Source organism: Bacteroidota bacterium, from assembly GCA_034439655.1.
In the GTDB taxonomy this organism is placed as follows: Bacteria; Bacteroidota; Bacteroidia; order UKL13-3; family UKL13-3; genus CANJUD01.
In genome coordinates, this window is the sequence record JAWXAU010000015.1 from 1 (window position 1) to 19,387 (window position 19,387).

Annotated in this window: 19 protein-coding genes; 9 read left to right on the forward strand and 10 right to left on the reverse strand. The window is 35.7% G+C overall.

Going from position 1 to position 19,387, the window contains the following annotated elements; translation table 11 throughout:
* Positions 1–1,729: SulP family inorganic anion transporter (locus SGJ10_01050; GenBank protein ID MDZ4756710.1), on the reverse strand; the 1,729-nt coding region annotated here is incomplete at its 3' end.
* 106 nt (positions 1,730–1,835) lie between these two features.
* On the opposite strand from SGJ10_01050, the gene SGJ10_01055 reads away from it, so the two are divergent.
* Positions 1,836–2,546 carry a TetR/AcrR family transcriptional regulator gene (locus tag SGJ10_01055; protein ID MDZ4756711.1) on the forward strand — a complete coding sequence of 237 codons (711 nt, stop codon included), beginning with the start codon at positions 1,836–1,838 and terminating at the stop codon, positions 2,544–2,546.
* Here the strand turns inward: SGJ10_01055 and porQ are convergent.
* The 6 genes from porQ to rocD form a co-directional block, all read right to left on the reverse strand.
* On the reverse strand, positions 2,514–3,557 hold the full coding sequence (gene porQ, locus SGJ10_01060; GenBank protein ID MDZ4756712.1) for a type IX secretion system protein PorQ: 1,044 nt from the start codon (positions 3,555–3,557) through the stop codon (positions 2,514–2,516). The genes SGJ10_01055 and porQ overlap by 33 nt on opposite strands.
* 161 nt (positions 3,558–3,718) lie before the next feature.
* Complete coding sequence (locus tag SGJ10_01065; protein MDZ4756713.1) at positions 3,719–4,294, reverse strand: hypothetical protein; 576 nt, start codon at positions 4,292–4,294, stop codon at positions 3,719–3,721.
* Entirely contained in the window at positions 4,281–5,474 is a 1,194-nt protein-coding gene (locus tag SGJ10_01070) for a hypothetical protein (protein MDZ4756714.1), read from the reverse strand. The genes SGJ10_01065 and SGJ10_01070 overlap by 14 nt, the downstream gene beginning before the upstream one ends.
* A gap of 38 nt (positions 5,475–5,512) precedes the next feature.
* A complete protein-coding gene (locus tag SGJ10_01075) occupies positions 5,513–8,158 on the reverse strand; it encodes a hypothetical protein (GenBank protein MDZ4756715.1) in 2,646 nt (881 codons plus the stop codon).
* 290 nt (positions 8,159–8,448) lie between these two features.
* Positions 8,449–9,711 (reverse strand): 3-phosphoshikimate 1-carboxyvinyltransferase, encoded by a 1,263-nt coding sequence (locus tag SGJ10_01080; protein MDZ4756716.1) that lies wholly within the window; start codon positions 9,709–9,711, stop codon positions 8,449–8,451.
* Between the two features lies 1 nt (position 9,712).
* Positions 9,713–10,948 (reverse strand): ornithine--oxo-acid transaminase, encoded by a 1,236-nt coding sequence (gene rocD / locus SGJ10_01085; GenBank protein ID MDZ4756717.1) that lies wholly within the window; start codon positions 10,946–10,948, stop codon positions 9,713–9,715.
* 231 nt (positions 10,949–11,179) lie between these two features.
* Between rocD and arfB the strand changes: the two genes are divergently transcribed.
* The 8 genes from arfB (at position 11,180) to SGJ10_01125 (ending at position 17,395) form a co-directional block, all read left to right on the forward strand.
* Positions 11,180–11,569, forward strand: coding sequence for an alternative ribosome rescue aminoacyl-tRNA hydrolase ArfB (gene arfB, locus SGJ10_01090; protein MDZ4756718.1), 390 nt, complete (start codon positions 11,180–11,182; stop codon positions 11,567–11,569).
* Positions 11,570–11,712: 143 nt separating this feature from the next.
* Positions 11,713–12,648, forward strand: coding sequence for a succinate dehydrogenase cytochrome b subunit (locus SGJ10_01095; GenBank protein ID MDZ4756719.1), 936 nt, complete (start codon positions 11,713–11,715; stop codon positions 12,646–12,648).
* 15 nt (positions 12,649–12,663) lie between these two features.
* A complete protein-coding gene (locus SGJ10_01100; GenBank protein MDZ4756720.1) occupies positions 12,664–13,494 on the forward strand; it encodes an FkbM family methyltransferase in 831 nt (276 codons plus the stop codon).
* Between the two features lie 58 nt (positions 13,495–13,552).
* Positions 13,553–13,912: a four helix bundle protein gene (locus tag SGJ10_01105; protein ID MDZ4756721.1), complete on the forward strand. Its 360-nt coding sequence runs from the start codon at positions 13,553–13,555 to the stop codon at positions 13,910–13,912.
* Between the two features lie 23 nt (positions 13,913–13,935).
* Positions 13,936–15,849, forward strand: a complete 1,914-nt coding sequence (locus tag SGJ10_01110; GenBank protein MDZ4756722.1) for a fumarate reductase/succinate dehydrogenase flavoprotein subunit — start codon at positions 13,936–13,938, stop codon at positions 15,847–15,849.
* 32 nt (positions 15,850–15,881) lie between these two features.
* Positions 15,882–16,265, forward strand: coding sequence for a four helix bundle protein (locus tag SGJ10_01115; GenBank protein ID MDZ4756723.1), 384 nt, complete (start codon positions 15,882–15,884; stop codon positions 16,263–16,265).
* Between the two features lie 33 nt (positions 16,266–16,298).
* Entirely contained in the window at positions 16,299–16,592 is a 294-nt protein-coding gene (locus SGJ10_01120) for a DUF2442 domain-containing protein (protein MDZ4756724.1), read from the forward strand.
* A gap of 56 nt (positions 16,593–16,648) precedes the next feature.
* Positions 16,649–17,395 (forward strand): succinate dehydrogenase/fumarate reductase iron-sulfur subunit, encoded by a 747-nt coding sequence (locus tag SGJ10_01125; GenBank protein MDZ4756725.1) that lies wholly within the window; start codon positions 16,649–16,651, stop codon positions 17,393–17,395.
* Between the two features lie 31 nt (positions 17,396–17,426).
* On the opposite strand, the gene SGJ10_01130 is transcribed toward SGJ10_01125, so the two are convergent.
* From SGJ10_01130 to SGJ10_01140, 3 genes are all read right to left on the reverse strand, one after another.
* Positions 17,427–18,095 carry a response regulator transcription factor gene (locus SGJ10_01130; protein ID MDZ4756726.1) on the reverse strand — a complete coding sequence of 223 codons (669 nt, stop codon included), beginning with the start codon at positions 18,093–18,095 and terminating at the stop codon, positions 17,427–17,429.
* Positions 18,095–18,901 (reverse strand): hypothetical protein, encoded by an 807-nt coding sequence (locus SGJ10_01135; protein ID MDZ4756727.1) that lies wholly within the window; start codon positions 18,899–18,901, stop codon positions 18,095–18,097. Before SGJ10_01135 ends, SGJ10_01130 begins: the two co-directional genes overlap by 1 nt.
* 13 nt (positions 18,902–18,914) lie before the next feature.
* The coding region (locus SGJ10_01140; protein MDZ4756728.1) for a hypothetical protein at positions 18,915–19,387 on the reverse strand (473 nt) is incomplete at its 5' end.

Below are 19,387 nucleotides of genomic sequence, written 5' to 3' on the forward strand. Positions count from 1 at the left end.
CAATGCAACCAATTAAAACTGCCATTGGGTTTTGCCCTGCGGAGGTAGCTTTTACCTGATGCAAATAATACTTGTCGGTGCCACTACCATCGATAAAACGTTGATTTCCTATTTTTAATAAATCTAAAATTTCTGGTGGTTGTAATTTTTGTTGTGTTTCTTTATCTAATACATTAATAAATTCTATGTTTTCTTTCAATTCATATTTTCCTTGTATGCCCAAAAGGTTTAGTCGAATGTTCTTTTCAGGTGCTACAGTAGTTTTAAAATCGGTAATTATTTCCAGTACATCATTGTCTATAAAGTCGGAGTATGTGGCATCTATAGTAACGTTAGAATTTGCGGGTACACTCCATAATGTATCCTTTATAGATGCTTTATTGAAGAATGATACTTGATTGGGAAGCTCCAATTTTATAACTTTTCCAATATGCAATTTGTTTATTTCCTTTACAAATGGATTCCTAAAATTGCTTCGCAATAAATAAAAAATCGAGGTGGCCAAACCGATTAATACGCCAAGCAACAAATCGGTAAATACAATGGCTATTATCGTTACAATAAACGGAATAAATTGATTCCATCCTTTTTGATACATTTCTTTAAATAAAGCTAATTTTGTTAACTTATAGCCCGTCATTAATAAAATAACAGCAAGCGATGCTAGTGGGATTTGATTTAATAGCATACTTAAAAACACAACAAAAATCAATAGAAATATACCGTGTAAAATAGTTGAAAGTTTCGTTTCGTTTCCCGATTGAACGTTTACAGAACTTCTCACTATAACTGAGGTTAGAGGCAAACCACCAAACAATCCAGCTAACATATTACCTATCCCTTGGGCAACCATTTCTCTGTTCGGCGGTGTTAGCCTTTTGTGAGGGTCAAGTTTGTCGATTGCTTCAATATTAAGCAAGGTTTCTAATGATGCTATAAGGGCAATAGTAAGTGCCACTGCCCACACTTGAGAATTAGCTAAATTGCTAAACGTTGGTAAATGAAAATACTGAGATAAATTGTTTGTATCCAAAGCCGGTATATTTACTAAATGTGTTTGTTGGATTGCGAAAAATGGTAGATAATTTTTAAAAATATAATTTAAAACAATACCGAGCACGACCACAAAAAGAGATGCAGGCAAAAGCTTTAGTTTTTTGAGCGGTAGCTTGCTCCAAGCCAACAAAAATAGTATAGAAATAATGCTGATTGCTATAGCTCCTGGCGTAAAATCATTTAATGCATGGAAAATCTCTGAAAAACTATTCTCTCCATCAATTTGATTAAAGGCACTTTCACCTTCTGGGTCATTGTCGTACCCAATTGCGTGTGGTATTTGTTTTATAATTAATAGAATACCGATGGAAGCCAATAATCCTTTAATTACATTTGAAGGGACATATTTGGCTATGAATCCAGCTTTTGCAATGCCCATTATTAATTGAATAATTCCAGCAATGAATACAGAAGTTAGAAATATTTCAAAAGTTCCTAGCCGCGTAATAGAGGATAATACCACAGCCGCAAGCCCCGCTGCGGGGCCACTAACACTGGTTTGCGATTTACTTATATATCCCACTATAATACCACCAATTACTCCGGATATAATGCCAGAAAGCAAGGGAGCACCTGATGCAAGTGCTATTCCCAAGCATAAAGGAACGGCTACAAGGAATACAACAATGCTGGCGGGAAGGTCAGATTTTAATTTTTTGAGCAAATTTTCCACTATTTTGGTTTTTATAATTCTGTTGCAAAGGTAGTATGAATATTTTATACAATAGTATTGCTATCAAATATAATACTACTACCTTTGTGAAAAAAATATATTCAAAATGGATGTTTATCTCAATATCGAACTTAACGAAAAGTTGTTTTTAAGAAACCCTATAGAAACGGAATTAGGAAAAAAAATAATTAAGCACAGTATTTTTCTTATTCATAAAATAGGATTTGATGCATTTACGTTTAAAAAATTGGCTTTAGAAATTGGAACTACAGAAGCAGGTGTTTATCGCTATTTTGAAAATAAGCATTTATTACTACTTTATATTGTTGATTGGTATTGGTCGTGGCAAGAATATAGATTGATTTTGAAAATTAATAATGTTGTAAAACCAGAAACGAAGTTAAAGAAAGTAATCCAATTGCTATGTACACCAATTACTGATGATATTTCTACTCCTTATATTAATGAAAACTTATTATATGAAATAGTGATGTCAGAAGGTGCTAAAACTTATCTTACAAAGCTGGTTTCAGCATACAATAAAGAAAAACTATTTAAACCCTATAAAGATTTTTGTGTACGAATTTCTGAAATAATATTGGAAAATAACCGGCAGTATAAATTCCCCCGTTCATTAGCATCCACCATTATTGAGATGTCGCATTCACAAAATTATTATGTAAAAAACCTGCCTTCACTTTCAGATTTAAAAAAGGGAAAGGAGGAAAATGTGGTACATAAGTTTATTGAGAGTTTAGTATTTAGCTCAATAAAACAGGAATTATTACTTAGCCCACCTGAAATTGTCAAGGTTTAACTGTAAAGAGAAATGACCTGTAGTAATGCCTGGGGTGTACATAGCACCGCCGTATGATATAGAAAACCTTTTTACTTTAAAGCCGAATCCCCACGAAAATCCTGATAATCCGCGGACTTCATCAAGTTTCATATCATTACGCATACGTGGATTCAAGCCAAAACGCAAGCGTAAACTTTTGCCCAAAATAAATTCAGTAGCAAAAGTGAGATGGCTAAATATTTTCTTACCTACTGTTACTTTAGGTTCAATTTCTTCGCCTGTTTCCAATGATATTTGTTTGGGTTTGTTATTGTTGATATAAGTAGTTGCTTTGGTTTGCAAATTGGTGCCCGTAAATAAAAAACGAATGGGCATGTGTCGCGGTTTGAAACTTAATCCAGCTTGCAATTCATAGGGTAGGGGTTCTTTGGCATCAACGCCATTAAAAGTATTGAACTGTGTTCCAAAATTGCGGAATACAACTGCGGCATCAAACAAACTATCACCACTGCGAACATTCACGCCCGCATCCATGGCTAACCCAGTAGAACGATTTCCGCCATAATTCGCTGATATATATTTTGCACCCACGCCAAAGTTCACCCATTTATTATAAGCTTTTGAATAGGCAACATTAAATGCATTTTCACCCGCTTTAAAAGTACCTAGCGAGTTTTGCGATTCATCATAACCATTAAAAGTTCCGTAGTTTATATATTGTAATCCAACAGCAATGTTGCCATATTTTTTCAGGGAGTAAGCTGTTCCAAAATACCCAAAGTTGATATCGGCTAGATAGTTTACCCAATTGGTGCTGAGTTGCAAGTGCATTTGTGGATTTAATAATGCCGGGTTCTGTTGCACATTGGCCACATCGTCGTCCATCACTTGTATGCATGAACCACCCAGCGAAGCCACCCGAGCCGATGACGGTAATTTGAGAAAAGTAAAAATTTGAGATCCTCCCACCTGAGCCATACAATGACTGGCTATAATTAGAAGCGTAATAATGCTATATATTCTTTTCATTTTTATACAAGACCCCATGCAAAGATAAATGGTTGCATGCGGAAATAAAAATTGTGGGTTGAAGGCGGAAAATTAACCGCAAGGTTCGCAAGGTTCGCTATTGTTATTATTCTTTACATCCTTTGAGTTTAACATTGCGTTCTTTGCGGCACAAATAGTGGCTACTCCTCCTCCTCCCCATCTGCATAACTATCTGTATCATTATCCAAACTTACACTAGCCTGCTCCAATTTTCCAGTAGCAAAATCCACAGCAAAATCAATAAATACTTTAAGTGCAGGCGTGAACATAAATTGTTGTTCGCCTGTTTTTTCTATAATATTTCGGGTAGCCATGGTGCGAAGAAATTGTCTCCGAGATTCGGAATCACGCAATTGTTTATTGGCTTTTATCAAATCTTGATAAGAAGAATTTTCGAAATATTTATCAATTTGATCGTACTCAAATGGTGCATACTGGAGCTGGTCCATGAAGTTTTTTCCATCTTTGTCGAGCTCGTAACTTAGTACCGCCATCATAATACATATATCTCTCGATAATTGTTCCTTGGTTTCAAAACTTATGATATAAGCATATTCACTTTCTATTTGCAAACCATAGTTGAAACTCTCTTTGAAAAAAGAGGTGTAGAAATCTTTGTTCTGTTTTATAATTTCAAAATCCATTTCGTTGCGTAGCAAAAATTTTCCTGCCATCAACTGGTTCACGATTTCTTTATGTTGCTTAGGATATTCCATATTTATATATTTTTATTTTGGGTACTTTTAAGGTTACATGTGTGGTTCTTACGGTGGTGTGCTTGTCCGATGGGTCGAACTCTTTCGTTAAATCATCTTCGAATAAAAGTGAAGTGATTGAAAATAATTTTTCGGTTTCTATTTGATTATATTCATTTTTGAGCGAAGCAGAGGCCCATTTGAAAAAATCGGGAACAGGCATTTGCGCTATCAAATCATTTTTATATTTATCTTTATTAAAAATCCACATTTCGGTGTCAACCAATTCTTCATTGATAATGATATCTTCCACGTTCTGGAATTGCATCACAAATTCTTTGGCATGATAATACATTTCATTGCTATAAGGATTGTCACGCGTTACTTTAAGTAGGGGAGGAGTTTGCACCCTATTCGGTTTTTTCAGAAATTCTATCCACCCAGTCAGAATAAGGCTTTCCGTCCGTATACGTTCTATTAATGGTAATAATTCATTGGTCAATATTTTTGATTGATTCAATAAATCGTGATTAGTTTGTACCAAAAAGAAGTATATTCTTTCAAATTGTTTTCTAATAGTTTCATCACTAAAATTGAGGCGTTTCACATTCAGAAAATTTGAAACTTCTAATAATTGATTTACGATACTTTGTGAATGGTTGATATCAAGAATTTTATTTAAAGGCTCTATATAATATTCAATCCAAAAAGTCGCTTTCTCAACTTTTTCTTTATAATCAATTTTGCTTACATTCGACTTAAGCTCACGGGTTTCAGCCAATAATCTTAATGTGTTTTTCTCTATTGATTCTAGGAATGCAAATATTTCGCTATATAATTCTTCGAGACGTTTCGCCAATATAAGTTTATCGCCATTAATACCTTCTACTATGAGTCTGAATAATTTACCGATACTGCTATTATACTTCTCAATTGTTTCAGGGAGCATGGGTTTAAACTCACGCAATACAAATTGAAAAAGATTATATATTTCTCCACTAAATTCGGCTTCATCGCCACTCACTGATCGCAGTATTTTATAATCGAATAACTGGTGTTCTATTTGTCCATAGTGTTTTTCAAATTCTCTGAAAGACCTAATAGGTATACTCCCTTCGTTATTTTGTTTTTCGAACAAATATACCAAAGCATCAAAATGCGTAGCGAGGAAATTGAGTATGGTTTTTGGTTCTGCTTGCATAATTATATATATATTGAGTTTGTTTACTATATAATATATTAATTTAATAAAGCAGCTTCGGCATAAACTGCATGGTGATTTTCGTTGATACTAATTTTGCCCGCAGAGGGATATATAAAATAATATTTACCAAAGCCAGGAACCGCATCAGGTGCAGCAAAGATGGGGATGAAATGATGCTCTCTACAGAAACGAACCAACTCAGGCCTGTTCTGTTTGTCAATTGTTGCAACCTCATCAATAAATAGTGCAATACGATTTTCCTCATCATTTATTGCAAGTCGATTTATAATATTCATCACAATCACCAAACGTATCATTTTATCAGTACCATCACTCTCTATTTGCTCGCTCAAATCTACTGGCCGGCTTTGTCCTTTGCGGGTTAGATGCAAAGTCATATCGAATAAATCTTCGAATTTTATTTTCTTACTGGTATCCAAATAATGGTTCAATATTTTTAAACTCTCACTTTGGTCAAAATCGAACATCATCTGCCCTTTTATTTCTTGTATCTTACTTATTTTTTTCAATTCATCCATCAACCTGCGGTTTTCTATCAATTCAATTCGCAGCGATTCGATATCTGAAATTCTGGTTTTGCCCAATTTCTGGTTAAAGTTATTGACTACAAATTCTTGAAACTCTTCAAATCGTTTTAATAAGGTATATGCAGGATTTGCAAACTGTGTACTGATACTTTCCAGCAAACCTTCTATACTTCTTTCCTTGCTGTCAATCAATCCAATTTCTTCATCATAATAATTGATAAATTCTTCTTCGCTTGCAAAGTTGCTTAATAGTTTTTCTTTGAGTTTTTGGAACAAACTATCTTTCTTCGATTTTAATATATTGCGTTCTTCAGTTTGTAGTTTGATACGTTTATATAACCTATCCAAATCCAATTCACTTTCTGCCTCAACACCAGTTAATCCCATCCCTTCCAATTCTTGCTTGAAAGTTTGAATTTCCGTTAAACGATTCTCATATCTATCCCTATTGCTACGGGCCTCTTCGAGGCGTAACTGTTGAGCTTCTATATCTTTTTTAATACCGATTGATTGTTGTTCCAATTGTTTTTTGGTAATGAGCAATTCTTTTACTTCATCTTTGATTGCTGTAATACTTTCTATCAATTTAGGTCTAGTTTTTAATTCAGCCAATTTGAATTTGATGAGCTCAATTTCACGTAATATATGTTCAAGTTCGTCTTGCGTTTTTTGTTTGTCTTGTACTACTTTTAATAATACTTCTTGTTGTTGCAAATCGAGCATATAGTCTGCCAATTCTGCTTTCAATTCTTCTATGGTTTTTAAATCTTTTAATATAATACCTTTTGATATATCAATTTCACCATCGAATAAATTTAGTTTTTTTCCAGTCTTGCTAATTTTCTTTAATATATTATCAATGGGTAAACTGCTTATTTGCTCACTGAATATAGTGTTGAGCAGCTTCCTGTCCGATTCTTTTTCAGCAATATTATGTATTAATAAATTTTTGAAATTCTTAATTTGTTGCTCGTGGAGTTGAACTCTTTCTTTTAATGTTTTTATTTTTTGCTCCAATAATGCAGGTGTCAAATTTTGTATATCCACCATCGTAATTCTACTTTCTATTTCCTTACGATTTTTATCATGGTTTGCTAACATTTCATTCAAGATAGGAACACCTTCATAACTATTAATTAGTTTCAGTTTGTTTTCTTTTTCCAATAATTGGAAAGTTTTATTTTCAATATCCGAATCGTTCTTTCCTTGCTTTCGTGTTAAATCTTCTTGCTTGGGATGTAGCTCTTCGCTTATATACATTCTCACACGATCCATCTCGCCACGTTCCTTCATCAAGTTATTTTGCAATACAGGAACCGTTTCTTCATACTGTTGGCTGAAAGCATAATACAATTCGCTAATCGCTCTCTGCCTTGCACCATACTGGCCTACCGCTTCTCTAAACTCTTCAAAATCGCCACGAACAGCTTTCACATTTCTGATCTCATTATTGATACGGGAAAGGTCGGTAATGTCTTTTTTATTTTTTTGCGAGAAGTTCAGTTCTTCCATCTCACGGTTATCTGCCACCAGCAAAGCCTCTTTCAAATTTTTGTTGGTTATAAGTTTGGTATTGATGAGGTAGCGATAAATTTTAGAGAAATTATTGCTCAAACCATCCATCCGCACTTTGTCATCGAGCCAAACAACACCATTGTTTTTGCGACCACGTTGGTATACTTCCATAAACACCTCACGTTTGTCTTTGTATTCATAAAGCGTAACCCCATGTTTCATTAGGTTTTCTTTTACTTCTTCGAACTTGAGAAGCTTGCTATCGGCATCAATAAAATAGTCTTTGTTATAAGCACTATCAATGCGGAAATACTCGAGATTGCTATCACTATCACGTTTTACCAAAATAGTATAATACGTTTTCTTATGTATCTCGAACAATATATAACTTTGGTTGGGCGATGGGAAATAATGGTGCAGCGTTTCCTTGTCACCACGACGTTGACCGCTAAAAGTCATTTTGTTGCCGTCAACAATAAACAAAAAGTTGAGAGCGTATATCAGGGTCGATTTTCCCACGTTGTTAGGACCCACCAATTGCAGCGAATCGCAGTCGCCCAAGTTGATCTCGGCCTTTTGATATACCTTGGTATTGATTAAAATAATTTTGTTAAGCATGAGCTAGTTTTAAATATTATGCGAAATTAGTTTAGCATACGTTGGGGTTACATACAGTTTTTGCACAAAAAGGAAGAATAGTGGTAAATGATTATTGGTAAATGATGTGTGATGAATTGTGGTATATGCTCATCATATTTGTCATCCCGAGGGAACGAGGGATCAACGGTGCTAGCGGGAAGTAGTAGATGTCTCTCCCGCAAGCTTGCGGGACGACATGACAAATTCCTGCAGCATTACTTAGCTGCCCGTGGTTGTTTGTTTTCACCAACCACAACCAATTTTTACGTTCATTGTAAACACACCAATTCCACCCCGAGCTTTTTCAACTCATCCCAAAAACTAGGGAAAGATTTTGAAACTACTTCGGGATTGTTAATCTTCAAATCGCCAAATGCTGCAAGTGCCGAAAAGGCCATGGCAATGCGGTGGTCTGCATAGGTTTCGAGTGTTTCATCAAAATTTATCGGTTCAATTCGGTGAATATATAATATATCATCAGCTATAATAGTTGCTGAATTATTCGAAAATTTATTTAGTTCTGTGTATAATACTTTTAGCCTATTCGATTCTTTATGTTTCAAATTTGCAAGGCCAGTCAATTTCACCTTTGTTTGTGTGATATAAGCTGCCAAGGCTAATGTGGGCGTCATGTCCAAGCAATGGGTGCAATCAAATTCAAATTCTGTATTTAGGGTATTTTGATTATTTGTAATTGAAATTTTATTTCCGTCAAATTGAATAGTTTTCACACCAAACATTTTAAAGTATTCGCTAATAATTGAATCGCCCTGCAAAGAATGGGTAGTCAAATTTTCAATCTCTATTTTCAATGCAGGGATAGCTAAAGCCCATAAGTAGCAATAGGATGCCGCACTCCAGTCGGATTCGATAAAATAATTTTTTACTATATGTTTGGGCTCAGTATATTTATTGCACTTTATTATATCTAATTCTTCGTCCCACATAATATCCAAACCTATTTCTTGCATCAATGTCAAGGTCATTTTTATATAGGGTCGTGAGGATATGTTTCCTACTAGGTGAATACTTAAGCCTGCACCCAGCTTACATCCAGCCATCATCAGACTACTGATATATTGACTGCTAATACTGCCATCAATTTCTATATCTTTTGAATAATTAATTAATTCCTTGCCCACAACTTCTAAGGGAGGATAACCTTCTTCCTCAATGTAGTTTATTTCAGCACCTAACTCCTTCCACGCATCTACCAACGGTTTTATGGGTCTTTGGTGCATACGTTCATCGCCACTTATTATATACTTTCCCAATGTAATTGCAGCATAAGAGAGTAAAAAACGCATTGCGGTTCCACAATTTCCTACATCCCATCCGCCGCGGCGTAATATATTCTGATTCAAACAATGATATAATACTTGGGTATCGTCCGACTCGGAAAGATTGTGGAAATTTACAGGAATGTTATATAGTTTTTGTAAAACCAAAAGCCTGTTTGAAATGCTCTTGGATGCAGGTAGGTGAATCGTTACGCGTTCATTACCGCTTACTTTTTTGAGTATTTTAATCAACTTATTTGCTGATTGAAAGAATGGTTTTTTCTATAATATCGGCACACTGATGAATTTGCTCTTCGGTAATAATTAAGGGGCAGGCAAAACGTATAATATCACCATGAGTTTGCTTGCAGAGCAATCCGTTTTTCATGAGTGCAATACATATATCATATGCAGTCTGCCTATCGCCATAAGGCTTGATAACAATAGCATTGAGCAACCCTTTGCCTCTCACCGTCGTAATTAAATCGGAGGGGATATCACGCAAACGCTTACGCAAAATATTTCCCATTTTAAAAGCATTGTCAGTCAAATTTTCTTCTTTCAACACTTCCAAAGCGGCCATTGCAACTTTGCAAGCCAATGGGTTACCTCCGTAGGTACTTCCATGCTCTCCGGGTTTGATGGTTAATATGATTTCATCACTGCTAAGCACTGCACTCACGGGCATTAATCCGCCAGAAAGTGCTTTGCCCAAAATCAAAATATCAGGTTTTACATTTTCATAATCGCATGCAAGCATTTTTCCTGTGCGGCCCAATCCTGTTTGTATTTCATCGGCTACAAACAAAACATTGGCTTGCTTGCATATATCATACGCTTGTTTCAAATACCCATCATCAGGCACAATTACACCAGCCTCTCCTTGTATAGGTTCTATAAAAAATGCACATACGTTTGGGTCTTTCACAGCTTCACGCAATGAATCTAAATTATTATAAGGTATATTGATATAGCCTGATAGCAAAGGTCCGAAACCTTTATAACTGCTAGGGTCGGAGCTTGAAGAAATGGCAGCTAGGGTACGGCCCCAAAAATTGCCATCCGCAAAAATTACTTTTGCTTGGTTATCGGGAATTCCTTTGATGGCATAAGCCCAGCGACGTGCTAATTTCAATGCAGTCTCTCCACCTTCAACACCAGTATTCATGGGCAAGACACGATCGTAGCCAAAATATTCGCAGATATATTTTTCGTATTCACCTAATAAATTATTATGAAATGCACGGCTCGTTAAAGTAAGTTTACCTGCTTGCTCCACCATAGCCGCCACAATTTTTGGGTGACAATGACCTTGGTTTACTGCAGAATAAGCGGAAAGAAAATCATAATACTTTTTGCCTTCCACATCCCATAGATAAACGCCTTCACCTCGCTCCAGCACTACGGGTAAAGGCTTATAGTTGTATGCACCATATTTGTGCTCTAATTCTATATAATATTCTGTGGAAGTAATCGTGGAGGGTTGCATGCGGCAAAGTTAAGGAAAAAATTTGGATTCAGTTCGTTGCGGCGAATAGGATTTAGGGTCAAAAAATATGATAAAAAATACCGCTGATAGTCAAGCCCGCTATTTTCTTTTGTGTTCGACATGATATATATGTTGGGCTCCCAATAACTCCAAATCGACACCGTATGGCCCTATTTGCCGCCGACGAACCGAAGCCTAAATCCCGTATCCCATCTTTATCTTTGCAAACCCATGAAAGACTTCTCTAGTGAATTTGAATTTAATACCAGCCGCAGTGGCGGCAAAGGCGGACAGAATGTAAACAAAGTTTCGAGCAAGGTTGAATTGCGTTTCCATGTGATGAATTCTGTATTTCTAACCGATGAGGAAAAAGTTTTAATCACCGAGAAACTGATGGCCCGAATCAATATCGAAGGTTATTTGAGAGTGGTATCGCAAGTAGATCGCAGCCAATTGGTGAACAAGGGGATCTGTATTGAAAAATTTTATGCTTTGATCGAAAAGGCATTGACAATCGCCAAAAAACGAAAAGCTTCAAGACCCACGCGTTCATCGGTGGAAAACAGATTGCAAGATAAAAAAATGGTTTCCGAAAAAAAGAAGAACCGCAAAATTACTTGAGAACTTTCATTATACATAATTGTTATAAATAAGGACTGCCGCTGTAAGGTGCAATATCATTGAACTTTGAACAATTTTGAAAATAAGCCCATGAAAATTGAAGATTATATGATAGTTTCGCGGCAAAATTTTAGATACTTAAAATGAATTGGTTTACAAAAGCTTTTACTTCCAGCCTAGGCCGCAAATGGGTGATGTCGCTCTCAGGATTGTTCATGTGCCTCTTTTTGGTGGTACACCTTGCAGGGAATTTTCAATTGTTCAAAGACGATGGTGGCTTGGCATTTAATAGTTACACGGTCTTCATGATTCATAATCCAATCATCAAAACGATATCATACCTATTATATGCTGCTATATTAATTCATATCATACAATCATTGGTACTCACTATTCAAAATCGTAAAGCACGTCCACAAGACTATACCTATAATAAACCTGAAAAAAGTAGTACCTGGAGCAGCCGCAATATGGGAATTTTGGGTACCGTATTATTGGTTTTTCTTGTAATACATTTTGCCGATTTCTGGGGTGAATACAAGTTTGGTGAAGTACCCTATAAAAATTATTATGAGGTAAAACACGAAGGAGAGAGCCATGTTTTTGATACTAAAGATAGTGCTGCGGCTTACCGTAAAAAGTTTGACGTAAATACTGCTTTTATCGACCTGCTAAAAGTGCAGGGAGTTGACCTTGAGCTTGCTCAAAAAAATCCCGCTATGATGCAAAAACTAGAGACGCAGTATATGGTTTTTGCTGCAAAATATGTAGGCCCCACAGAGATAGAGACTGAAATCGTAAAAGATTTATATGTTGAAGTAAAATTGGCATTCCAACAGCCGTGGTATGTAATATTTTATTTGATTGCTTTATTAGCACTTTCATATCATTTGGTTCATGGTTTTCAGTCGGCTTGGCAAAGTATTGGGGTTCACCACCGCAAATATGTCCCAGTGATAAAAGCAATAGGATGGATATTCTCGGTAGTTATTCCTGCTGGTTTTGCAGCTATGCCTATTTACTTTTTACTTGATTATGTGAACCATGAAGGTATAATGGACTGGACAAGATTTTTTTAATATAAAAAATATAATATGATACGCAGAATCCTTTCTGAATTTAAAGCAAAATTATTTGGCACCAAATATAAAGTGCTTCATGAAAAATTCATGGGGCACGATTTAAGACTCTATGAAAGAACCATTAGGAATGCAGATAAAGACGATGCTTGGTTTTATGAATTGGTAAAACGTAGCAACTGTTTCTTCGATATAGGTGCCAATGTAGGCTCGACAGGTATATATGCCAAATCGAACAACAGAAATAAAAAGGTATTATTGGTCGATCCCAATTTGGAAGCACTTACTATAGCTTACAAAAATTTGATGATGAATGAAATGGGATTGAATAGTCAATTCTTTTGCGGATTTGTATCAGACAAAGTGGGTGAGCAGGTAAAATTTTATACCATTGGTATTGGCGAAGCTGGCTCTATGTTTAGGAGTCATGCACATACAGCAAGTAAGACTAATAGTTTTTTTTATATCAATACCGTAACCATAGACCATATTGTTGAAACCATACAATGGATTCCCGATTTAATAAAAGTAGATGTAGAAGGTGCTGAAACATTTGTATTGAATGGTTCCATGAGTTTAGCCTCGCAGCAAAAAACCTCTTTCTTTATAGAGATGCACCGTACCGAAGAAATACCTATGGTGCAAAATGCACAAATGGTTTTGGACTGGTGTAAAAAAACATCATACAATTGTTACTACCTTAAAAACCATGCCTTGCTAAGCTCGGCCGATGAAGTAGCGAACAGGGGGAAATGTCACTTTTCAGTAATGCCAAGTTCGATGGCTTATCCAGAGTTTTTGAAAGATATCAATGAAGGTGATTCTTTAAAATTAAGTACCAAGTAGTTAGCCCGCCGCGGCGGGAAGTATCAGGTAAAACAATAGACGAAAAATTAAAAGAAATATGCATAATTTTAAAGAATTGAAAGTGTGGCAGAAAGCAGTTTATTTTGCGACAAAAATTATGAAAACAACAAGTGAATTTCCATCTGCTGAAAAATTTGGCATCTCAAGCCAAATGAACCGTGCAGCCGTTTCGATTCCTTCTCAGAGTGCAGAAGGCTGTGGTAGAAATTCAGACAAAAATTTAGTAAGATTTTTATCTATTTCAACTGGCTCTGCGTACGAATTAGAAACACAACTTTTTATATCAAACCGCATGGGATATATTGATTCCAATCAATTAAATTTGTTGCAAAATGATTGCAATGAACTACAAAAAATGATTTTCAAACTTCAAAAAGGTTATAATACCGATAAATAGAAATACCCATTACTTAATACTATATGTTAAACTCAAAAATACCAGATGGCCCACTCGAAAAAAAGTGGGAAGAATATAAATCACATGTGAAACTTGTGAACCCTTCTAATAAACGCAAACTCGAAATTATTGTTGTAGGAACTGGACTTGCTGGTGCTTCAGCTGCAGCATCGCTTGCTGAGTTAGGCTATACCGTTAAAACTTTTTGTTACCAAGATAGTGCCCGCCGTGCCCATAGCATAGCGGCTCAAGGCGGAATTAATGCGGCCAAAAATTATAAAAATGATGGCGATTCAGTATATCGTTTATTTTATGATACTATTAAAGGCGGCGATTTTCGTGCCCGCGAAGCCAATGTATATAGACTTGCAGAAGTGAGTGCAAGTATTATAGATCAATGTGTAGCACAAGGTGTTCCTTTTGCTCGTGAATATGGAGGGCTGCTTGATAATCGTTCCTTCGGTGGTGCACAGGTAAGTCGTACTTTTTATGCACGTGGCCAAACGGGACAACAATTATTATTGGGGGCCTATTCGGCTATGATGCGTCAGGTGGGTCTAGGAAATGTGAAAGAACATAACCGCCACGAAATGCTTGAAGTGGTGAAAATAGATGGAAAAGCTCGTGGCATAATTGCACGAAATATGATAACAGGCGAGTTGGAAAAACATTTCGGGCATGCTGTTGTATTAGCAACGGGTGGTTATGGAAATGTATTTTTCTTAAGTACCAATGCCATGGGATGCAATGTGACCGCCGCATGGAAAGCACACAAAGAGGGAGCATTTTTCGGCAACCCTTGTTATACTCAAATTCACCCCACATGTATACCAGTTAGTGGCGAATACCAAAGCAAATTAACTTTGATGAGTGAATCATTAAGAAACGATGGACGTGTATGGGTGCCAAAAAGTAAAGATGATTGCAAAAAAAGCCCTCAAGATATAAAAGAGGAAGATCGTGATTATTATTTGGAACGCAAGTATCCATCCTTTGGAAACCTTGCCCCACGCGATATTTCGAGTCGTGCAGCCAAAGAGGCTTGCGACGAAGGACGTGGAGTAGGTGAATCTGGACTAGCGGTATACCTCGATTTTGCGGATGCGATAAAACGTTTGGGCAAATCAGTTGTAGAAGCACGTTACGGAAATTTATTTGATATGTATCATCATATTACTGGTGAAGATCCTTATGAAACTCCGATGAGAATATATCCTGCCGTGCATTATACTATGGGCGGTCTTTGGGTCGATTATGATTTGATGACAACGGTGCCCGGATTATATGCTATGGGCGAATGCAATTTTAGCGACCATGGTGCAAATCGTTTGGGTGCATCTGCTTTGATGCAAGGATTGGCCGATGGATATTTTGTATTGCCTTATACTATTGGAAATTATTTGGCCGATGAAATTTTTACCAAACCAATAGAAACTTCGCATCCCGAATTTGAAGCTGCAGCTAACAAAGCAAAAGAAAGAATCGAAAAATTATTATCCATAAAAGGCACACAAACTGTTGATGATTTCCATAAAAAATTGGGAAAAATTATGTGGGATTATTGTGGCATGGCCCGCACTGCCGAAGGTTTGACCAAAGCCCGCGTGATGGTGCAAGAACTCAAAGCTGAGTTTTGGAAAGATGTAAAAGTATCTGGAACCAATGAAGAATTAAATCCTGATTTAGAAAAAGCATTACGCGTAGCAGACTTTATGGAATTGGGTGAACTGATGATAGTAGATGCACTTAATCGCAATGAAAGTTGTGGTGGCCATTTCCGATTAGAATATCAAGATGCTGGTGAAGCAAAACGTAATGATGAGCAATATGCTTATGTAGCAGCATGGGAATATAAAGGAGAAAATGGAGAACCTTTGATGCATAAGGAAGATTTGAAATTTGATAATATAAAATTGCAAGTACGTAGTTATAAATAGGAATTGGGATTTAGGATATAGGGATTCAATTAATGGGACTAATACTATCATATAAAGATTTGGATGTTTGGAAAGAAGGTGTAAATATTTCTACAGATATTTATGCTATAACAAAGTCTTTTCCAAAAGAAGAAATCTTTGGAATCACCTCTCAAATCAGACGTTCAACCATATCCATTCCATTAAACATAGCAGAACGGCATGGACGAAAATCCACAAAAAGTTATATTAACTTTTTGAATATCGCACGAGGCTCACTAAACGAATTAGAAACTTGTTTGATGATCGCCAAAAACTTAAAATATATTAGTGAAAAAGAATATAATACTATTACTGAAAAACTAACTATTCAAGCAAAAAGACTGTCAAGTTTAGTAGTATCACTTACTAAAAAATTACCCGAATCATCAAAATAACAGCACCCCAAATCCCATATCCCAACACCTAGTATGCTAGCAAATGTAAATAAAATAATATCCATTAATGCATATAAAATAGTTGCCGATTTTAATCATGGTGAAATGCGGGAAATCGACTTATCCAATTTCATAAATAAATTTAACCAAGGAACTACAGCACAGCTAAAAGATATTGCTTTATTTTCAAAAGTGAAATGTAACGGCACTACTATATACTGGGAAAACCTCTTACCTTATATTGACTACGATGGTAGTCAAAAAATGTGTGAATTAGATTTGGATCCCAATGTATTATATGAATTACGCAAACCAATTTCAGAATAATAACAAACCCCCATATCCCATCCGCCGCGGCGAACTATATCCCAACCCCAACAAACATGAAATTTAATCTCAAAATATGGCGTCAACAAAATGCACAAGCTGCAGGTAAAATGGTTGACTATACAATTGACAACGTAAACCCTGATATGTCATTCTTAGAAATGATTGATGTGTTGAACGAAGATATCATTCGTAAAGGTGATTCGCCGGTAGCATTCGACCACGACTGTCGAGAGGGGATTTGTGGTTCATGCAGTATGTATATCAATGGTCGTGCACATGGACCCTTAAAAGCTACCACTACTTGCCAATTGATGATGCGTAATTTTACCGATGGTGAAACTATACATGTAGAACCTTTTAGGGCAAAGGCATTCCCAGTTATTAAAGATTTGGTTGTAGATCGTTCGGCCTTCGACCGCATACAAGCTGTAGGTGGATTTGTATCTGTTAATACTGGACAAGTGCAAGATGCAAATAATTTACCCATAGAAAAGGACAAAGCCGATTTGGCAATGGATGCTGCTTCATGTATAGGATGCGGTGCTTGTGTGGCAGCATGTAAAAATGCATCAGCAATGTTATTTGTTGGAGCCAAAGTATCACAATACGCATTGCTTCCCCAGGGACAAACAGAACGCAAATTGAGGGTACAAAAAATGATAGCCCAAATGGATGCTGAAGGTTTTGGAGCCTGCACCAATACAGGGGCTTGCAGTGCGGAATGTCCTAAGGAAATATCATTGAGTAATATAGCTCGCATGAATATGGACTATTTGAAAGCATCGGTTTTGCAGGATTAAAATTATTATAATATATCCCGCTGCCGCCGCACTAGAACGGTTCAACCAAATTATGCTTTATAGCATATAATACTGCACCAATTCTAGTTTTCACATTCATTTTTTTGAAGACATTTGTACTGTTGTATTCTATACTTTTCAGACTTGTATTCATTTCCTCTGCAATTTCTTTATATGCCAAATCGGTGCAGCACAATTTGATGAATTGCATTTCCTTATCAGTAAAGTTAATCGGCGTTTTTTCAGCTTCATCAGTAGGTATATTTATGGATGACACCAATTTACCTGTAATATAATCTGTATAATAATATCCTTTTTGGAATACCGAAATTAGGGCATTTCGCAGTTCGTTTGGCTCTACATCCTTTGATAAATATCCTTTAATTCCGATACGCAACATCTTGATTAAAGTATCTTCTTCTTGTACCATACTAATTACCAAAATTTTCAAATCGGGATATTTTTTCAGTAATTGAATTGAGGTTTCAAAGCCATCCATTTCATCCATACTCATATCCATGGTTATAATATCGGGCATAGGGCTAGTGGGCATGGCATTGATTATTTCAATTCCACTTCCATACTCTGCAATTACCTGAAAATTTTTATCAATACTTTTTATCAATCCCTTTAGTCCCTTACGGAATAGGGTATGATCATCGACAATGACAATATTAATTTTATTTGAATCGAGCTCCATTATATAGGCATTTTGATGATAATTTTTGTTCCCTTGTTCAATGTACTTGCAATGTCTAAATCTGCACTAATTAATTTGCAACGTTCTGACAAATTTTTCAAACCATGGTTAGTATTCATATTGGCTGGGTCAGAAAAAAATTTCATTTTGTCGAACCCTATACCGTCATCATTATATCTAAGCATAAGCAAATTGGCAGAATTGGTAATGTTTATTTCTAATTTAGTGGCCTTTGCATGTTTCAATACATTATTAATTATTTCCTGACTGATGCGAAATAAAAATGTTTGCTTTTCGACATCTAAATCAAATTCATAGTCAAAATCATTTGTGAGCTCTATATTAAGCCTTCCAATATTATTTATTCTTTGCACCACCTGTTGTAATCCCTCAATAAAGCCTAGTGATAATTTTTCAGATTTTAAGGTAACACCTAATGCTTTCATGTCACCTATCAGTTTCTCCATTTGTTCTTTGCTATCATTCACTACCGACCTGAAATTCTCTGGCAAATTCTGACCTAGAGAAATGAGCTGTAGCCTAATTACCGAGGCTGTTTGATTGAGGTTGTCATGAATCTCCATGGCCACATATTTAAGCAATTCTTCCCTAATTTCTACCTGCGATTCCAGTAATGATTTTTCAAAATCCATTTTCAATTGCTTCTCATTTTCAATAAACATTTTACGGCGTGTGCGAAACAATATAATAATATATACCACAAAAGAACTGAGCAGCAAAAAGAATAAAATACCCAATACCACAAATATGATAATATCATTGTCGAGTTCTTTGGGTGGCGTCATTGCTGCTTACTTTTTATATATTGACAAGAGTTGTTTGCTTCTTTTCCAGATAAAGTGTAATAGAAAGACAACCATAATATAAAAGATTAATAATTATAATTGTAATAGGCAAAAAGTTAGGCATACTGCCTGTATTTTTAAAAATATTAAAGAAACCCCAAATAAGAAACATTATGCTTTGAAAAAGCAAATTCCCTGTGTTAAACCAAAATACAGACTGGTTTTTAAGAGATGTACTTGCCGGCCTATCTATCATTTCTACGTATAATAATAAAATTTGAGGTAACAAAAATACTGCACATAATAGTAGAGAATTAGAAGGGAATGAATATAATGTTTGTAAGAAAAATAAATTTACAATACAAAAAGCAATAAAAATAATTATCGATATATAAAAATATAATCTATAAAATTTAACACCCCCTAATATTTCATAATATATTAGTGATAAAAGTATGTATTGCAATGGCTGATATACATGATATG